12 protein-coding genes are annotated in these 18,661 nt (G+C 57.9%); 6 read left to right on the top strand and 6 right to left on the bottom strand.

Features of this window, described 5'->3' with window-relative positions; all coding sequences use genetic code 11:
- Nucleotides 1-42 precede the first annotated feature (42 nt).
- The gene (locus ACR2R1_RS09530; protein ID WP_139841082.1) at nucleotides 43-384 is read right to left on the bottom strand and encodes a hypothetical protein; all 342 of its coding nucleotides are present in this window, start codon (nucleotides 382-384) and stop codon (nucleotides 43-45) included.
- 44 nt (nucleotides 385-428) lie between these two features.
- The gene (locus tag ACR2R1_RS09525) at nucleotides 429-2,261 is read right to left on the bottom strand and encodes a trans-sulfuration enzyme family protein (protein ID WP_434113848.1); all 1,833 of its coding nucleotides are present in this window, start codon (nucleotides 2,259-2,261) and stop codon (nucleotides 429-431) included.
- 456 nt (nucleotides 2,262-2,717) lie between these two features.
- On the opposite strand from ACR2R1_RS09525, the gene ACR2R1_RS09520 reads away from it, so the two are divergent.
- From ACR2R1_RS09520 to ACR2R1_RS09510, 3 genes are all read left to right on the top strand, one after another.
- On the top strand, nucleotides 2,718-4,703 hold the full coding sequence (locus tag ACR2R1_RS09520; protein WP_434113845.1) for a cation:proton antiporter domain-containing protein: 1,986 nt from the start codon (nucleotides 2,718-2,720) through the stop codon (nucleotides 4,701-4,703).
- A 633-nt stretch (nucleotides 4,704-5,336) separates the two neighbouring features.
- Nucleotides 5,337-5,705, top strand: a complete 369-nt coding sequence (locus ACR2R1_RS09515) for a translation initiation factor Sui1 (RefSeq protein ID WP_133717420.1) — start codon at nucleotides 5,337-5,339, stop codon at nucleotides 5,703-5,705.
- 392 nt (nucleotides 5,706-6,097) lie between these two features.
- Nucleotides 6,098-6,400: a DUF5658 family protein gene (locus tag ACR2R1_RS09510; protein WP_086134286.1), complete on the top strand. Its 303-nt coding sequence runs from the start codon at nucleotides 6,098-6,100 to the stop codon at nucleotides 6,398-6,400.
- A gap of 73 nt (nucleotides 6,401-6,473) precedes the next feature.
- Here the strand turns inward: ACR2R1_RS09510 and ACR2R1_RS09505 are convergent, their stop codons facing one another.
- The 3 genes from ACR2R1_RS09505 to ACR2R1_RS09495 all read right to left on the bottom strand — a co-directional run bounded on the left by ACR2R1_RS09505 (nucleotide 6,474) and on the right by ACR2R1_RS09495 (nucleotide 13,776).
- Nucleotides 6,474-10,250: a PAS domain S-box protein gene (locus tag ACR2R1_RS09505; protein ID WP_434113842.1), complete on the bottom strand. Its 3,777-nt coding sequence runs from the start codon at nucleotides 10,248-10,250 to the stop codon at nucleotides 6,474-6,476.
- Nucleotides 10,251-11,244: 994 nt separating this feature from the next.
- Nucleotides 11,245-11,820: an RNA polymerase sigma factor RpoE gene (rpoE, locus tag ACR2R1_RS09500; protein WP_077729405.1), complete on the bottom strand. Its 576-nt coding sequence runs from the start codon at nucleotides 11,818-11,820 to the stop codon at nucleotides 11,245-11,247.
- 387 nt (nucleotides 11,821-12,207) lie between these two features.
- A complete protein-coding gene (locus ACR2R1_RS09495; RefSeq protein WP_077729409.1) occupies nucleotides 12,208-13,776 on the bottom strand; it encodes a lytic transglycosylase domain-containing protein in 1,569 nt (522 codons plus the stop codon).
- Between the two features lie 372 nt (nucleotides 13,777-14,148).
- Between ACR2R1_RS09495 and ACR2R1_RS09490 the strand changes: the two genes are divergently transcribed.
- Complete coding sequence (locus ACR2R1_RS09490; protein ID WP_434113838.1) at nucleotides 14,149-14,766, top strand: hypothetical protein; 618 nt, start codon at nucleotides 14,149-14,151, stop codon at nucleotides 14,764-14,766.
- 103 nt (nucleotides 14,767-14,869) lie between these two features.
- Nucleotides 14,870-15,841, top strand: a complete 972-nt coding sequence (locus tag ACR2R1_RS09485) for a polyprenyl synthetase family protein (protein ID WP_434113835.1) — start codon at nucleotides 14,870-14,872, stop codon at nucleotides 15,839-15,841.
- A gap of 35 nt (nucleotides 15,842-15,876) precedes the next feature.
- Here ACR2R1_RS09485 and ACR2R1_RS09480 read toward each other — a convergent pair whose 3' ends face one another.
- Nucleotides 15,877-16,578 (bottom strand): class I SAM-dependent methyltransferase, encoded by a 702-nt coding sequence (locus tag ACR2R1_RS09480; RefSeq protein WP_077729492.1) that lies wholly within the window; start codon nucleotides 16,576-16,578, stop codon nucleotides 15,877-15,879.
- 347 nt (nucleotides 16,579-16,925) lie between these two features.
- On the opposite strand from ACR2R1_RS09480, the gene ACR2R1_RS09475 reads away from it, so the two are divergent.
- Nucleotides 16,926-18,551, top strand: coding sequence for a DHA2 family efflux MFS transporter permease subunit (locus ACR2R1_RS09475; protein WP_086134290.1), 1,626 nt, complete (start codon nucleotides 16,926-16,928; stop codon nucleotides 18,549-18,551).
- Nucleotides 18,552-18,661: the final 110 nt, after the last annotated feature.

Genomic DNA, 18,661 nt, shown 5'->3' with positions numbered 1-18,661 from the left:
CCGTGCGCCGCTTTAGCGGATGCACGACATATACCGCCTTCGCTACAGGCGAGCTCCGGCCGACGGCCGTTTACACCGGATCACGATCGTTTTTTCGACGATGGGCGCCGTTTTTCCCTGCCGGATGGCTCCCGTCACCATATCGAAAATTTCATTCATCTGCCGTTCGTCGTTTAAACCGATTTCGTCGTATCCCCGCGTCCCGCAGAGATCGCCGGCCTTCCGATAGCAGCTGTCTTTCGCGAGCCCTCGCTCTTCGCAGGTGATCTGATAGGCCGGTTCGCCGCTGGGCAAATAAATGGACCTTGCGGTCGGCTCCGACAACGAGTGGGCGCACCCGGTCAGCCCGCAAATCAAGCACATCATGCCCAGCCGCTTTTTCATGGATTCGCGCCTCGCGTAAGCCTGGAGTTCCTTAGAATTATATTTCACTCGGAGCTTTGAGCGGTCTTCGCCTCGATATATTTCCGGTGCGAATCCAGATAAGTCGTTCGAACCAGCTCCCGCGCCGCCGCCCAGGATCCGAAGCCTTCGGAGAAACCCGGTACGACCGGGTCGATCGTCAGCCGGGCCGTGCCGATCAAATGCAGGATCAGATCGAGCGGATCTTCGTCGCCGACGGCGACGCGAATGGTGGTCGGCGAGATGCCGGCTTCGCGCAGCGCCTTTTCGTCCAGTTCCGAATGCGTGGTCAGGGCCGGACAGGCCACGATCGTGTTGCTCTGGCCGAGGCTGATCATATGGCCGAAAGTCGGCGACAGGTTGTCGAAGAACCGCTGGAAAGCTTCCCGAGGCAAATCGCCCATATCCAGGGTGAACAGCGGTGCGGGCAGCCCGAGCGTCGCGGTCCTCTTCATGATCAAGCGGTTGGGATTGTCGGGCAGCGCATTGCAGTGGACCGTGATATTCGGATGGGCGGCCAAGAACCGCGCGAGTATCTGCGTGTTGATGCATTTCTTGAGCATGCGCACATCCAGCGTACGCAGTCCCTGGAGTACGTCGAAAGCGGCATCGGCGTTGAGAAACGCGCCCTTGACGTAATACACGTTCCAGAACAGGGTTTCGTTCCACGGGACGCCGTTCATCGAATCGCCTTTGGGGGTGAACATGTCTTCGTTGCGCCCGATGACGACGCCGGCGATGACCGAGCCGCTGCCGGAAAGATCCTTGGTATAGCTGTGGATGACGAAATCCGGGCGCTCCGCGCGATCTTTGCGCTGCAGCGGGGTGTAGAGGAAGGGTGTGCCGACGGTGGAATCGAGGATGACGCGCAGTCCGAGCCGGTGGGCTTCCCGGCAAATGGCCGGCACGTCCAGCACATAGCCGTGCGGGTTGCACGGCGATTCGAGGTAGACGTAGGCGCGCCGCCCGGCCGAGAAACGGTCGGCGTATCCGGCGAGAGCACGCTGCCAGGCTTTCAGGAAATCGTCGACGGTATAGCCGTCGAAGGTTTCGACGGCGATTTCCAGGTTCGCAGATTTAGCGAACCAGTGGTGGATGAGCTGATGAGTGCCGCCGTAGACATTACGGCTGGTGATCAGAATGTCGTCGCGTCCGAGAACGTGCGACAGCACTCCGTCGATGGCGGCCATTCCGCTGTTGAAGTTCCAGGCGAAATACTCGTTAGCATAAGGTCCGGCTTCAAGATCGACGATGTGATGGGCCAATGCGATCGATGTCGGGTTAAGCAGTCGCGAATAGATTTCCAGAAGCCGCTCCTTGCCCTGGAAGGCGTCTTCTATCCACTCGGCGCAGGCGTAGACGTACGTCGCCGTGCGGGTAATGACCGGATTCGCGGAGAAAATCGCGGGAACGTTGTCGAAGACGCTGTAAGGTCCTTTGCTGGCGGTCGTCGCGGTACTGTAATTCAGGCTCTGGTAACAGCGCCGGTTAGGGCGCTGCAAGTTGTCGAGCAATTTCGCCAGTTGAAACGAGAGGAACTTTTTCGCGTTGAAATAGGCGATCCGGTCGGAACGATCCAGGCTTTGGACAGTCTCCGCGGTTTCGACCCAAAGCCGGTCGATATCGGCGCAGCTCTCGTACATCCGCCGCGACACGCGTGCCAGCGTTTGGCCGAAAGTCGTTTGGGGATCGATACCGAAATGGGCGAGCTGCTCCTCTACCAGTTCATCGAGCGAGCGAGCCGCCGTCGATTTCCGTCGTGGCGAGAGAATGCGCAGGCGATCGATGCTCTCGGAGGCATCGCCCGGCTGCGCCGGTTCACGAGGCCTCGGAGGCGAAGCTAATCCGGTGTTGTCCATAATTCGACTCTTCCTCTTGATCGAGCTTGCAGTGAGGCGACAGCCGATCGGTCGCCTTCGGCAATCATTAGACCAAATCGGCGGTCGATCCGCTCGCATAAGGTGCTGTTGCGCCCCTGTTTGGGGCGGGAAGGGACTATTTCGGTAAATGCGATCGTATCCCGTGGTCTGCTCGACGGCTCTTGCAGGCACTTCGCCGATTTTTGCGGATCGTCGCACGAGTACTTGTCACTTTTCGGTACACTAACCCAGTGTGATGTCCCGGCCGAGGATGGCATCGCAACCAACCCCGTGCGAGCTCCAAGCAGTAGCCGTTCCGAACGGTTCGGCAGATGGAGCGGGGTATCGCCGCCGCAGGTCGAATTTTTCAGACCGCGCGAAAGTTCCCCTTGCGCGATGACTGGCATGAGGCAAATCCGTTGATCGCCTATATCCCCACATATGCACAGTCTGAGTTTGCTTGAAAATATCGCCGCTACGCTGAGCTTCGCGTTTCTGGGCGGGCTGATCGTTCAACGCATAGGCCTGCCGCCCATCGTGGGTTATTTGTTGGCGGGCGTCGTCATTGGTCCTTTTACGCCAGGGTATTTAGCCGATCCCGAAACCATCAACCAATTGGCCGAATTGGGCATCGTCTTTCTGATGTTCGGCGTGGGCCTTCATTTTTCCTTCGCGGATCTGTGGAAAGTGCGCGACATCGCCGTCGTGGGCACGCTGGGACAAATGCTGACCATGCTGGCTTTGGGGTTCGGACTCAGCCAGCTCTGGGGCTGGACGCCCATGGCGGGGTTGGTGTTGGGTTTCGTGCTGTCCATCGCCAGCACCATCGTCATGCTGCGCGGTTTCATGGACCGCGGCTGGCTGAATACCCCGGACGGACAGGTCGCGGTCGGCTGGCGGGTCATGGAGGACATCGCCACCGTTCTGATCATCATGATCATGCCTAACCTGGCTGACACCGGAGAATCCATAAATTGGAACACCCTCGGCCTGGCTTTGCTGTCCGCTTTAGGCTTTCTCGTGTTCATGTTGTTCGTGGGCACGCGCTTCATTCCCTGGCTGTTGCTGCGGGTGGCCCATACCCGCTCCCGTGAACTCTTCGTTTTGGCCATCCTGGCGATCTCTTTGGGAATCGCCCTGGGCGCCTCGCAGTTGTTCGGCGTTTCGTTGGCATTGGGCGCTTTCGTCGCGGGCGCGGTGGTCAGCGAATCGCCGCTCAGTCATCGCATCACATCCGATCTGCTGCCGTTCCGGGAGGCCTTTTCCGTCCTGTTCTTCGTATCCGTCGGCATGCTTCTGGATCCGGGCTTTCTGGTGCAGCACCTCGAACCGGTCCTCATTCTCACCGGTCTGGTGGTCATCGGAAAGTTCATCGTCTCGGGGCTTTGGGTCTTGCCGTTCCCTCGACCGGCCCGCACCGCTCTCGTCGTGGCGGCGGGCTCGTGTCAGATCGGCGAATTTTCCTTCATTCTGGATCAGACCGGGCTGCGCCTCGGGTTTCTCGACGAGGGGCAACATTCGACGATTCTGGCGGCTGCATTGCTATCCATCATCGTCAATCCGCTCATGCTGCACGCAGTCGACCCGCTGCAGCGCAGTTTGCGGGCCATCCGGCCACTGTGGCGATGGCTGAATCGGCACGGCTCGACGCAGACGCCGGTGGAGGACTCCGTGGCCGATCATGTGGTGGTGGTCGGCTACGGGCGGGTCGGTTCGCACATCGTCGATATCATGGGCGAACTGGGGATTCCTTATTTGGTGATCGATTCCCGCATCCACCGAATCGAACGGTTGTCGAAAAGGGGCATTCCCACGCTCCTGGGCGATACCGCCAATTCCGACATTCTGACTCACGCCGCGCTGCACCGGGCCCGTCTGCTCGTGGTGACCTTGTCCGAGGAAGCCGCCACCGAACTGACGGTTGCGGCAGCCCGGGACATCGCCCCGGACCTTCCGATCATCGCTCGCGCCGCAACCCGGGCCGGCGTTAAACGGCTTTCCGACTTGGGTGCGCAACTGGTGATCCATCCGGAGCTCGAAGGCAGTTTGCAGGTGATCCGGCACACCTTGTTGCAGCTGGGGTTTCCGTTGCATGAAGTGCGGCATTACGCGGACACGGTTCGGCGCGAGCACTACGATGCGCTGGTCAAGGCACACGGCGAGCACGCGCTGCTGAGAGACTTGCTCGATGCCCACGAGTTGATCGACATTTCCTGGCGAAAAATACCCGCGGAAAGCCCAATGGTAGGGCAGACACTGGGCGAAGCTGCGTTCCGGGCGCGCACCGGCGCAAACGTGGTGGCCATCAAACGCAAGAACGAACTCGTGGTGAACCCGTCCACCCAGACCGTATTTCTTCCGGGGGACCGCATCGGCCTGCTCGGAAATCCTGAGCAGATCGAGGCTGTCGAGCGGTTATTGGCTGCGCATCAGCAAGCTTGAACCGATGTGAGGTAAGCCGGAAAAAGAGGACACCAAAGTTTCAAACTATGCTATGGAGGTGTTGAATGCAAAAGTTACCGAAAGGAACGTATACCAAAGAACCCGCGAACAGGCGGTGAAATTGGTGTTAGGAGAAGGGTTACTGTTGCGAGAGGCCGGCGTGCGGCTTTTTTGACTATCCACAGATTCCGTGGACAACCTTGTGGATAAGTGTGGGGGTAAAACGGACGGGACCTGATCTCACGGGGCTTTAAGTTAGCCTGGCTAGGTTTTTTTCAGGTCCTGGTTTCGCAGCAAGATAAAACGTAAGTAGTTGATTCTGAGGTTTTAATTTATTACGAAATAATGAATTAATAATTTACGGGGAGCAGTGATAAGTCGCCGCTTGCTGAAGTTCCTGTCAAGTCTTGACAGTGGATAAACTTTCAAGCTGGTATCCCGAACGGAACTACATGCATCAGAAAAGCGCCGCCGCAGCCGTTGGCCAAAAACGCCCGGGCGCGGTTGACGAATTCCGCACTTTGCCGGAAAGTTGTTCTCTGGGTCGCGGCGGGTAAGGGAAATGCCTATTGGTCGCTAGTCGGAAATGAGTTGCCCTAGCGTCCGAGCATTCGGTCATAATCGAATAACACTATGAGTTCACGAAAACACCCGGCAAACGGCGGTCTCGTATATTCCACCGAATTTGGACGGATGTGCCCGGCCTGTCGCAAACCCGTCGCCGAATGCCGTTGCAAGAAAGACCCGCCGGCGCCGAAATCGGACGGCATCGTGCGGGTGCGCCTGGAAACCAAGGGACGCAAAGGCAAGGGCGTGACGGTAATCACGGGGGTTCCGCTGGACGCCACGGGTCTTGAAAACTTGGGCAAACAGCTCAAGCAGCGCTGCGGTTCCGGCGGGACCGTCAAGGACGGCGTCATCGAGATTCAGGGAGACCATCGCGAACGGGTCGTAGAAGACCTGTCCAAACAGGGCTGGACCGTCAAGCGGTCGGGTGGCTGAATCAATCACCGTCTCGGTCGATGAATATCCGCCAATGCACCAATTTAATGCTATTAGCATTCGATGATATTCTTCTGCTATGCTCTACTTCTAAGCCCTATTTCTCACATTTCGCCGCAGCCAGGGCATCGTACGGACCGCGCGGCAGGAGAACAGAGAAATGCGGGCTAATATTGTCGGGAGGCAGACCCGCGATTCTTGATGCGTTTTCCGCCATCAATTCATCCGGCCTTATGGAACGCGACTTGCATTAATCGGGACAGAAAGGGTCGAAGGCATAACGCCTGTCATTTTTCCATACTGGAAGAGACGATATTTCGCCGTTGGATGATCTTTTAGTGCGTGGCAATGCCGAGGACCGGCATTCCGTGTCGAAACTTTGGAGCCGTTGTATGTACGCCATATTGATAATCCTGTTCGCACTCTTGCAAGTCGCAGATGGAATAGTGACTTACTTCGGGCTGAGCTTTTCCGGTTTGGAAGAAGCGAATCCTGTTCTCAATTTTTCCGCCGAACTGGTGGGGCTCGGATATTCGATCGTCCTGATCAAGGCCGCGGGCCTAGCGTTCATCGCGTTTTTATTCAGCGACCGGCATAAGGCGAGAAGCCGCTGGATCAAGGCGACCCTGACCTCGTCCGTTGCCTTTTACAGCTGGGTCGTGACGAACAATGTGATGTTGGTTATCGAGGCGTAGTACTGACGGCAGCCGCTTAACGTCCCCAAGCCGAGAGTCCTTGAGGGACGTCCTGCTCTGCGGCAGCCGGCCATCAAGCGCTCTGTACGTTACACGCCGGCTTCGCTTCCGTCTCCGCTTTGCAGTCGCCGAGCGGCAGCCGCACGATGAATTCGCTGCCCTTGCCGGGGCCTTCGCTTTTTACCTCCACCCGCCCTCCGTGCAATTCCGCGATCTTCTGTACGATGGTCAATCCGAGACCCAACCCGCCCTGAGCGCGATCCAGCGTCCGTTCCGATTGGGTGAACACGTCGAAAAGATGCGGCAGCAGCGCGCTGGGGATACCTTCGCCGTTGTCGCGCACCGAAATCGCGACCTCGTTACCCGTATGATCCACGCCGAGCCAGATCCGTCCCCCCGCGGGGGTATATTTGTTGGCATTATCCAGCAAGTTCGAAACCATTTGCGTCAAGCGCACCGGATCGGCCTCGAACCATAAGGGATATTTCGGCAGGGCCGCGGTAAGCAGATGGCGGCGGGCATCGAGCTGCGGTTTAGTGGCCTCCATGGTTTGATGAAGAAGGGCGGTGAGATCCACCGGCGTTTTCTGAAGCTTCAATTTGCCCTGAACGATCCGTGAGACATCCAGAAGGTCGTCCACCAGCCGGGTCAGGTGATCCACTTGTCGGTTGATGACTTCCTGCGCCCATTGCATCCTCGGGTTCGGCGGGGCGAACTTGCGTATCAAATGAGCCGCGTTGCGGATCGGGGCGAGCGGATTTCTCAGCTCATGGCCCAGCATGGCGATGAATTCGTTCTTGCGAAGATCGGCCTCTTTGAGAGCGGTCTCGGTCTGGGCTCGTTCGATAATATCCGCGGTTTGACGCGCCAACAGGTCGAGCAGGCGCAATGCCCGCTCGTCCGGCCAGTGGGGTGTTCCGTAGTGGGTCGAAAGCACGCCGAACAATCGGCCGCCGCGGCTCAGCAGTGGGGTGCAGTGGACCGCGCGCACCCCCGCGTTCAGGATCGCCTGAAGCTCCCGCGCGTCGTTAAAGATAAGACTTCGGGTAACGTCCTCCACGATCACGCGCTTTACCCATTCCATCGTAGCGCCCCAGGGCCCCGGCCCCACATGGGCACTATGCCAGAAATCGACGTAAGCCGGCCCGAAGCCTCGCTGAGCAACGATCCGGAGAGAGCCGGACGGCGTGTCGACCAGTTGAATGTGGCCGCGATCTGCGCCTGCGATGGCCATAGCCGTTTCCACGATCTGATCGAGTACAACCGGCAGCCCGTCCTCCCGTACGAAGAGCGCACCGACCGCTTGCAGTCTCGTCATAGCCTCCAAATCGGCCGCCAAGCGGTCGTTCGCTGCCGCCAATGCCTGCTGGGCCTGTTTACGCTCGGTAATGTCGTGGCTCACCGTCGCGAATCCCACCGGTTCGCCGTTCGTATCCCGGATATAGAACACGTTGCAAACCATCCAAGGCGTAGCGCCGGTTTTAAAATGGCGAAAGCGGATCTCCACCTCGGCACGGCCTTCACGCAGCACGCGCGGGAAGAATTCTTCATAAACGAATTCTTGGTCTTCCGGAAAGACGAACTCCTTCACCGGCGTTCGGCACGCCTGCTCCAGGCTATCCAGTCCAACCAGGCGCCGACCGGCCTCGTTGACGTAGAACGGCTGGAAGTCCAGGTCGCACATGCCGATAAATTCCGTGCTCTGATCGGCGAAGGAAACAAATTTCTGGCGTTCGATCTCGATCTGCTTGCGTTCGGTGATGTCCAGGAAAGTGGCCGTGGCGCCCTGCACGCGGCCGGTGTTGTCATATAGCGGTGCGGCCGCGCTCAGGACGAACCGGCGTGTGCCGTCGGCGCGGACTATTTCCAGTTCCACGTCCTCCACGACTTCGCCCGTCTTCAAGACTCGGCACATGGGGAGATCCTGAGCGGGAACCTCCCGTCCGTTGTTGAAGAAACGGTAAAGAGCGGCGCCGTTCGTGTCCGGCACGGCCGATAAATTTTCGCCTTCCGGTACGCCCAGCAATTGATGCGCCTGAACGTTGCCCGTGATCAGCCGGCACTCCGGGTCATGGGCGACGCAGATGGCGACTCGCGCCGTCTGCATGATGGCCCGCATCTGGACGTTGGCTGCGAGTGCTCGGGCTTCACTGGCTCGCAGAGCTTCCTCGGTCCGTACCAAATCGTCGATATCCGTGAGCGAACCGGTCCAGCGGACGATTTTCCCATCGGCATCGCGATCCGGCAGGGCGCGGGCGATAAACCACCTGTACGAGCCGTCGGCCGACCTCAGACGATACTGGCTCTCGAACGACGTGCCGGTTCGTGCCGCTTTGTTCCACCGGGCCAAAACCTTCGCGATATCGTCGGGATGCAGCGCCGATAGCCAGCCTTGCCCCGCGCTCTGTTCCGGGGACAGTCCGGTATAAGAGCACCATTGCTCGCTTACGAAGGTATTGTTGCCTTCCGCGTCGCTTTCCAACGTAAGGCTCGGGACGGCCTGCACGATCGTGCGGAAACGCGCTTCGCTTGCCCGCAGAGAACGCCGGTCGAGAACCCGCTGCATGGCTATCGCCACCTGGTCGGTGACCGATTTCATCAGATTCAGTTCTTCGGCGGTAAATACTGGGCGGGTCTTGGTGCCGAATGACAGGATTCCGATGACGCGTCCCTGTACCAGCAGAGGATGGCAGGCGTAGGCTTGAATACCGTAGCTTCGGACACGGGCAGCACATAGTCCGCCGTGATGACGAACGTTTTCGGCGGCAACATATTCACCGTCGCCTGCGAAGCAGCCGCAGGCGATCACGTTGCAATCGAGCCACTCGAGATCGCGAATCTCCTCGGCCGACAAGCCGGCGGAAGCATTCAGGCGGAATCGTCCTTTGGCGTCGTCGAGCAGAAAATTGAAAAAGCATTCGCAGCCGAGTTGGCGCATTACGGCGAGGCAAAGATCCTCGATAATCGTATGCGGCTCATCGGTAGCCAACAGCCTCGCCGACGTTTCGGCTAGCAGCTTGAACCGCCGTTCGCTCGCTGCCAGCGTCTGTTCGGCCTGTTTACGCTCGGTAATGTCTATGTTGCTTCCGGCCATATGGACCGGACGGCCTTCGGCATCGTAGCGGATTGTGGCTCGCAGTTCGATCCAGCGGACGGTGAAGTCATTTTGGCGGATGATGCGGAATTCGCTGCTGAAATCCGGCGCTTGCCGCGCGAACGCCGTCTCGATACCCGACTTCAAGGTATCCCGATCGCCCGGATGTACCAAATTCAGCCAGGCATCGGTGGAGTGTTCGAACGCTTCGGGCGCGATACCGTAAATCTGGTACCACTGCGGCGACATACGGTGACGAGCGTCTTGGCTTAGATCGGCCTCAAAGCTCGCTACCTGGACGATCTTTTGCGACAGCTGGAGGAGTTGATCGCGTTCGTATAGCGCAGCCTCGAGGGGCTGCCGCTCGGCCAAGGCTCGATTGAGCAGCGACTGGCGCTCCAATGCAGCCCTGAACGCGCGCCGTTCGGCTTTGCGCAGGCGCGAAATCCCAAAGCTCAGCACTGTGCCTACTCCAAAAAGTAGTCCCAATCGCAGGGCTTCGGCGGGGTTCAGGATGTCGATAGAATCGGTCAGAATGACCAGGAGCGGAACGCTTGCCCCCATGCTCAGCGCGGTAGCCGCGAACCCCGCGCTCATTCCGCCATGCCATGCCCCGAACATAATTGCGACCAAGAACAGGGACAACGGTGGCGGTGGATCGAGAATGGCTCCTAGTGCAAGAATTATGGCGCTGACACAGGCCGTCGCTCCGATCGCAACCGAATATCCGTTTCCCAGCAATCGCTTTACGTTCACTCCGTTGTTCCCTCATATGACGTCAGGTCACGGGTCCACAAATGGTTAGTGTACTGCGGGTTGCGGGAAGGGGTGAAGGTTTTGTCGAGAGGCGGCTAACCGAATGAACGCACGCCCCTCGGACGGGCGGAATATCAAAAGCGGTTAGCTACGGGGAGCGGTGCCGGGCAGGGCATCAGGAAAAGGAGAATTATAAGAATTTTGCCGAAAGCCCCATTGCGGCTGAGACTTACCGCATTAGATGAGATAACTGGACCAGACCGCCTCCTCCTCTTGACCGACTCTCGGCTGGCCTTTGGCCGATGTCTTTTTCTTTAGTATTTTTCTGGTCCAGTTATCTTGGAGCATCCTGTTCCTGCGAGATCCGCATTCCTTTCGCTATGTCCTAAATCCTACCGAATCATCCATGGTTCGGCCTCGAATCGTTCAACCCGTACTCCTATCCTTAGCCAGGCTTAGGGGTAGGCTGTTACATTCGAGTGACGCGTATTTAAGCGTGTTGCGCCTGATCAAGACATCCGCAAGTCTACGTATGGACACCGGTGTTCCGAAAAAGCCGTCGGTTTGGAATTGCCTGGGCCGTTCATGCGTCCATAGGCACTTTTGCGTATTTCCGAAAGAGCTCGGACGCTGTTCAATGACAACTACTCTGCAATCGCCAAGGGCGCTTTCCCCTGAGGCGCCCGTGGCAGTCGTCGAGTGGAATCAGGGATGATTCGATCAGTGTCAGGACAAGCGAAAGGAACCGGGGTGTCGCATGGAAAAGGATGTTCCGAGAGTAATGATGGCTGGGCGCTGGTGTCGAGTCACCCGGAAATGCGGAATTTGTCGCCGAAACAGCGGATGTTTAGGTCCAGTCGTCAAGACTCTCCTTCGAACCTCACGCTTCGGTTATTCTGTTTTATCGCATCTCGATCCCGGCCGATAGAACATCCTTTTAATCCAGCCAGGACGGAGGAGGGATCGCGTCGTCCTTGGCGCGTCGTCCGATGCCTCAATGTAAAAATTCGATTTGCTTGTCGAGGAATTCCCGCGCCCGGAAGATGCGCGAGCGGACCGTTCCGACCGGGCATTGCATGACCTGGGCAATTTCGTCGTAGCTCAGCCCGTCGAATTCCCGCAACTGGATAGCAGTCCGCAACTCCCCCGGAAGTTTGTCGAGCGCCTGCTGAATGGTTAGCGCAAGTTCCTCGGTCAATACCAAGCCTTCCGGAGTTTCCTGGTCTTTCAGTCGAACGGCGGATTCGAACTGCTCGGCCTCTTCGACATCGAGCTCGTCTTCCGACGGGCGGCGCAGCCGCATCGCCAGGTGATTCTTGGCGGTGTTGATGGCGATTCGATAGAGCCAGGTATAGAACGCGCTGTCACCGCGGAATCTCGGGAGTGCAAGGTAGGCCTTGATAAAGGCTTCCTGCGCGACATCCCACGATTCGTGAGGGTCCTTGATATAACGGCCTATCAGTTGCAAGAGCTTGGCCTGGTACTTGCGCACCAGACGATCGAAAGCACTCCGGTCTCCCTGTTGGACTCGATGTACCAATTCCTGATCGTCGATATAAACAGTAGCCATGAAGATCCTCCTTGGAAAGATTCTGTCGGATCCCATAACGGCTTCAGTGTTCGAGCTCATCAAGACCGTCCTGTCCAAAAAACCCTTCCGCTCAGCAGTTATACCGATTTTTACCGTTATCTTCCTGTTATCATTCGGCCATGGATATAGCCGCACAACAAAAAGCTTATATCGTTAAAAGGCAAATAGTGCCGCTACAGCAGCGAGTTACACCAGCCGTTAGGTGTTCCGACGTTAAATAAGAATTGGTTTATGGTCTTATTAAACACTCGGCATTTGTTGTAAAAAAGTCGTAAAACTTCGCACGAATATCTACGGATCAAATCTCTTCGCCTTTAACCGCTTTCCCGGTTCGTTGCCTGAAAAGACCTCGAAGCCCTTCAAATGTCAGCTGGATTTCATCGGAATGCGCAGTCGTTGACCTGGCCGAAGCACCGTCCCTTGCGTGATCGCGTTCATCGTCAGCAATTTGCGAAGTCCAACGCCGTATTTTGCCGCGATCAGACGCGGAGATTCGCCACGGCGAACCACATGTACCCGGTGCCCTTGTTTCGACAGCTTTGCGGACTTGGCTTTCTGCGCGACGGCTTTTCCGCGCCCGGAGCCCTTTACGATATCCTCTGCCGGGACCGGTGCCGGCGTCGTGAGCAAACGCGATGACATCATCACCGGCTCCTCTCCGACATCGATCAGCGAGGCAGTGACGATGCGTCTGTTGGACTGAGCGTCATCGCCGGCCACCAGCACGGGTTGTTCATAGGCCGAAATGCCCGGGGTGCGCTCCAAGGTCCCTTGAGGAAGCCAAACGTCGATGCCCGCGGGGAGCAGGGTGCGCCCCTTGATCGCGGATGTTGTCCAAGCGGGGTTGAGCTCGGCAAGCGTGTCGCGTTCCAGGCCGTGGAGTCTCGCCAGATGAGTGACCGGAAGGGAGCCGGTTAGACGGACGAGATCGTGCTTGAGAGGCGGTTGGAAGAATACGCCCGCCGGGAAATAATTCGGCAGATTCTGGATGATCGACCGCACGGCAAGGAATTCGGCATAAAAATTCCGTGACGCGAAACCGAAGGTCGAACCTTGGTAATAGCGGACGATCCGAGCGAGGTTCGGTCCGAATTCGTCTCTGGCGCGCGCCATTCCGCCTATGCCGTGGTTGTACGAGGTGATCGCCAGTCCCCAGTCGCCGAGCACTTCATAGGCGTGGGCCAGGTACCGTGCGGCGCCGCGCGTGGCAAACACCGGATCATAGCGCTCGTCGACCGCCCGGCTCAGGTGAAGGCAGCGGCGAGCTGTCGCGCGCATGAATTGCCACATCCCGGCGGCTCCCGCCGAGGAATGCGCGTGATTGACGAAAGACGATTCGACGTGGGGAAGCAAGGCGAGGTCTTCGGGCAATTCGGCCTCGCGGAATATCCTGCGGAACAGGCGATCGTAGCGGCCACTGGCTTCGAGTCCCTTTAGAAAGCGTTCCCGCAGCCCGCGTTGACCGCGTACCCGCTGACTTGCTCCGTACACGGCGTTTTCGCCGGCGTGGCTGACCAGGAGATCGAACAGTCGTTGCTGCGTGTCGGTCAAGCTGGCACCGAACCGCACCCGATCTTCCAAGTCCCGAAGTTCATTTTCGAGGGCATGGACGTGCCATTCTACGGACGCTTTATGCTCATGTGTCAGACCCTCGCCATCGACATCCGGCAGCTTGATCACGTCGTAGACCACGCCCAAATGAACGGTGTCGTGGAGTGCAAACTGATTCAGATGCCACACCCCGAAAACCTGGCGCCAGAATTGCACCGCATCCTGCAATCCTACCGGCTCGACAAACGGGGGGCTGCCTTGTTCCTGCACCGCATCCGGATAATGACGGGGTCGAGGAACGGTATTCTCGGCAGTGGATTCGGCAAACACCATCACCAAGATGCCGAGCGTCATCCAAGAGCGAAACGAGGATTTCGGTTTCATAACGATCCATCTCCATCCGTGAGAAACAGTCGTGCGGGCACGACGGAAAGGTAAAGTCGATGCCTTCTTTTTCGGGTTTCTGGGAAACTGGGGAAGCCCCCCGAAATACCCCGATGTAAGTATCTCTCCGTAGTCAGCTGGGGGCAAGTGATATCCGCAAGCGATTCAAACGGTGCTTTCGGGATCAAGCGTGACGAGGCTATCATCCCGAAATATTCGGCGGAGTGCTTCTACTAGAACCCGGATGGAGGACATGCGTTGACGCCTGATGACTCAGCGAAGCCGGACAGAGGGTCCGAATGGTTCGTTCCCCGATTCGGCTCTCCTAAATTTCGGAGAGCGATCGGCCTTCTTTTTCTGCCCTATACGGCGATGGTCGTATCCTTTACCGTGATCGGGTCCGTGCTGGCACCCGATCTCCATTGGGACCGGGTGATCGCCATCGCCTTCATTTACTTCTTGGGTCTCGGAATCGGCGCCCATGCCCTGGATGCGCTGGGCAGCAAGGCGAAAAAGCCATGGGGCGACGTGTTCGGCAAACGGCAGCTGTGGCTCATGGCGGGATGCTCGCTAGCGGCGGCCTATCTGGTTGCAGCCTACTTCATGGTGCGTTTCGTGCCGAATCTGATCTTCATCGCGCTTGTCGAGGGATTCTTCGTCTTTGCCTATAACCTGGAATGGTTCGACGGACGCTACCATACCGACGGATGGTTCGCGTTTTCATGGGGATTTCTGCCGGTTTTGGCGGGATACGTGATGCAAACGAACACTCTCTCCGTCGCCGTGATCGCGGTCGCCTTGTCCATGGCTCTGTTCAGCCTGGTAGAGATCAAGACATCGCGGCCTTACAAGGCGCTCAAGCAATGCGGCGGCGGCCTCGGCGATGCCGATCGGGCCTTGATGATCCGGTACGAGGCGATTTTGAAAAGCATCAGCCTAGGAGTCATCGTGCTGGGCATGGGCCTGCTGCTGTTTCGCGTGTTCGATTAGGGCGCTACCTCTCTGCCGATATCGGCGAATATCCCGGCGGGTCTTGCCCAAGTTGTGATATGGTCTCCCGAGCGGTTTTCGCCATGTGAGAAGGACTGCGGGCGTGAAGGGATTCAAGGATTATTGCTGCGGGTGTAAGCCGATTCTTGTTGAAGCGATCGATCAGACCTTGCAGGGACTTTTTCAGGGCCTGCATGTCCGTCCCGATGAGGCGCTGAACGATACGTTCCGGGGCGGAAAGATGATCAGAGGTTCCCTCGTGTGCCTGGTGAACGAAAGCCTTGGCGGAAATCCGTCGTCCGCAGTGCCGAGATCCGTGGCGGTGGAGCTTGTTCACGGGGCCACGCTGATCCATGACGATTTCGTGGACCAGGATCGCGCCAGGCGGGGCAAACCTGCTGCCTGGACCTTGGCGGGGGCGCGGAAAGCGGTGCTTTTGGGAGATGTCATCTTCGCTTCCGCCATCGAGATGATGAGCGACTTGAGCCGGGATGATGGCCTGGCGGTGTCGCGTGCGATCGCCCGAATCGCCAAGGGCGCGTTTCAGGAACCCATCGATCCTTCGGAACTGGCTGTTTATCTCCGGGCCGATGCCGTGCCCGAATCCCTCTATGACGCGATCATCGATCTCAAGACCGGCGTGCTTTTCGGCGTTGCCTGCGAACTGGGTGCACTTGCGGCGGGTGCCGAGCGGGATGTCCGAAATGCGTTTTATCGCTATGGTGTTTTGATCGGCGAAGCGTATCAGATCGCCGACGATTTGCAGGAAATCAAGCATCACCTGTCGAGCGGAGTCATCGACGCTCGGGCCATAGCCGCTCTTGCGCCTGCGATAGTCCGCTTCGGCGGGAACCTACAAGCCTCGATTACGCCCCTGTTGACCGGAGAGCGCTCGACGCTGTCGTGCGAACTGTCGAAAAGCTTCGAGGAAGCACGGATGAACATGGAGGAGGAGATGGAACGACGTCTCCAATTATCGTGTCTCGAGGTCTCGGGGCTCGTGCCCGACTCCCGCAAGAGAGTAATGATTCATGACGCTCCACGGGATTTGATCGACATGTTTAACGGGGTTTAACGCATCGGGCTTTGGAGTGAGCGCTCACCGGAATTTCAGCTCGCGGATTTCGTCGCCGTCACCAGGGCCGACGCGCCCCAGGTCAGCGTTTCGACGTTCACCGGGGCGAAGCCGTTCTCGCGCAAAACCTCCGGAAGTTCGGTCAGCCATGCGGTTTGTTTGAGAAATCCGGGCAGTTCGTCGAAAACCGTTTTCCATTCGGGGAAAAATCTGGGTCCCGCCATTTGAAGAATTTTGAAGTAAAACTCCCAGAGCCGAGCGAATATGGGACCGCTGGGATAGGTGAAATCGTGCATGACGAGAACTCCGCCGGGGCGAAGCATGGCCTTGGCGTTTCGAATCAGACTCTCCAGCTCGGCATATTTGGCCAGATAAGAGGATGTAATACAGTCGATCGGGCCATCGACGCGGATGTCTTCGGCTTTTCCGAGCATGAAATCCACATTCCGGAGTTTCAGCGCGCGCGCTTTTTCCTTGGCGATATTCAGATATTCGTCCCGGAGTTCCACGCCCGTGACCCGGCATGCGGGAAAACGGCGGGCGATCTTGAACGTCAGGATGCCGGTCCCGCAGGCCTGGTCGACGATATGCGAAGCGTCTTTAGGAATCGCGTCCACAATCCTCTGTTTCCACCAAAGGTCGAAACCCAGGGTGCAGAGTCTGACGATGGTGTCGTAGCTGGCGCCGGTGCCGGCGAAAAAACGATGGGCCGTGGCTGTTCCGGGATGCGAATCCATGCGACCGACTCCTTGGGCTGCAACAAAGCCCGAAAGTGGATATTTCTCGAAGGCCGAGACTATCACGCGCATTAGGGTTTCGACTACTCCGACATCTATGTCGTCGGACGCTTCCGACGGCGAATGATTTGGATTCTCATAGAGCGTGTTGCCGCCGAGACAAACCGTTTGCGAATCGTAAAGTTCCCACTTATCCTAAACTGAACCGTTTAGTTTAGGGCGTCGCAACTGTGTTCATTCGTTTTCTGCTTCATCGAACTTCTCCGCTGGTCTTTTTTCAACGCCGATTCGGCGCATCGAAGCGCGGTTCGTCTACCCTGATCAGGACTCGAGTTCGATAGCGCGTCATGGCGGCAAGCGCAGCGGAGAAAATCCGTCTCGACACTGCCGGGAGCGAGCCGGAGCACGTAAGCGAAAGTCCGGAGATCCGGGAAAGAGAGGTCAGCCCGTCCGAATGGATCGGTTTTACCGCCATGATCTTCGGAGTATTCATGGCGGTCCTTGATATTCAGATCGTCGCCAGTTCTCTGGAGCAGATTCAGGCGGGTCTTTCGGCGACGCGGGACGAGATCGGCTGGGTACAAACCGCCTATCTGGTCGCCGAAGTGGTGATCATTCCCTTGTCCGGGTGGTTGGGCCGGGCCTTATCGACCCGTTATCTGTTCGTTCTCGCCTGCGGCGGCTTCACCTTGATGAGCCTATGCTGCGCGCTGGCCTGGGATCTGCCCTCGATGGTGGCGTTCCGAGCCTTGCAGGGGTTGTTCGGCGGAGCCATGATCCCGTCGATATTCGCGGTGATCTACACCTTGTTTCCGCCCCGCTTGCAACCGGCGATCACCATCCTGGTGGGGCTGGTGGTTACCGTCGCGCCCACCGCGGGCCCGGTACTCGGCGGCTATCTCACCGAGACGGTATCCTGGAAGGCGCTGTTTCTGATCAATCTCTTGCCCGGCTTGCTGGTCTGCCTAGGAACCTGGCTGTTCCTGCGGATTGACGAGCCCGAATGGGACTTGCTGAATCGGATCGATTTCCGCGGCATTTTGTACATCGTGGTTTTCCTTGGCAGCCTGCAATTCGTGCTGGAAGAGGGGACTCGGAAAGACTGGTTCGAAAGCGGCGAGATCGTGTTTTTCGCTTGTCTTGCCGCGGCGGGCGGCGTCGCGATGTTTTACCGGGAACTGACGCTCGAACACCCTATCGTCGACCTTTGGGCGTTTCGCAACCGCAATTTCGCTGTCGGCTGCGCGTTCAGCTTCATCCTCGGCATCGGCCTCTACACCATGATTTATCTGATCCCGGTGTATCTGGCCGGAGTCAAGGGGCTGAACAGTCTGCAGATCGGTCAATACGTCATGGTGACGGGCTTATTTCAATTCGTATCCGCCTTCTTCGCCGGCCCGTTATCCAAGGTGCTGGATTCGCGCCTGATGCTGGCCGGCGGACTGGCGCTCTACGGAACCGGCGCCTGGATGAACGGCAGTCTGACCGCCGACGCCGGCTATTGGGAATTCTTCTGGCCGCAAGCCGTGGAAGGCTTCGCCTTGATGTTCTGTTTCTTGCCGATCAGCGGTTTGGCCCTCGGTACCTTGCCGCCGGACGAGGTCAAGAACGCTAGCGGGCTGTTCAATCTGATGCGCAATCTGGGCGGAGCTATCGGCATCGCTGTCGCCAGTTCCTTGAAAACGCGCTATATCAAGGAGCATTACGCTGCGTTGCGAGAATCCGTGACCGGGGGTTCGCGGGAGGCAGAAGCCTTGATCGCTAAGCTGCAGGCGCAAATGGCCGGATTTCCCTTGCCGGACAGCGAAAAAGCGGCGCTCAAACAGCTTTCCCGGTGGGTGATACGAGAAGCCGAGGTCATGGCCGCCAACGATTTATTCCATCTGCTGGGGGCTATCTTTTTCGCCTCCCTCTTGTTGATGCCTCTGGTCAGGAAAGTGTCGACGGATCAGGAAACCGGTGGAGGACACTGATCCCGCACCGATTCAACGAAAACCTCTTGGGGAAGGGCAGCAGTAGTCGGCAAGGGATTGCCACCTACGACTAAAATAAACCGGCTCCCGCGATCGGGAGATGTTCTTAT

The sequence above is a fragment of the Methylocaldum sp. GT1TLB genome (assembly GCF_051027445.1).
Taxonomy (GTDB): Bacteria; Pseudomonadota; Gammaproteobacteria; order Methylococcales; family Methylococcaceae; genus Methylocaldum.
The sequence above is the reverse complement of the archived record's forward strand: the minus strand, read 5'-3'. Positions and strand labels throughout refer to the sequence as shown.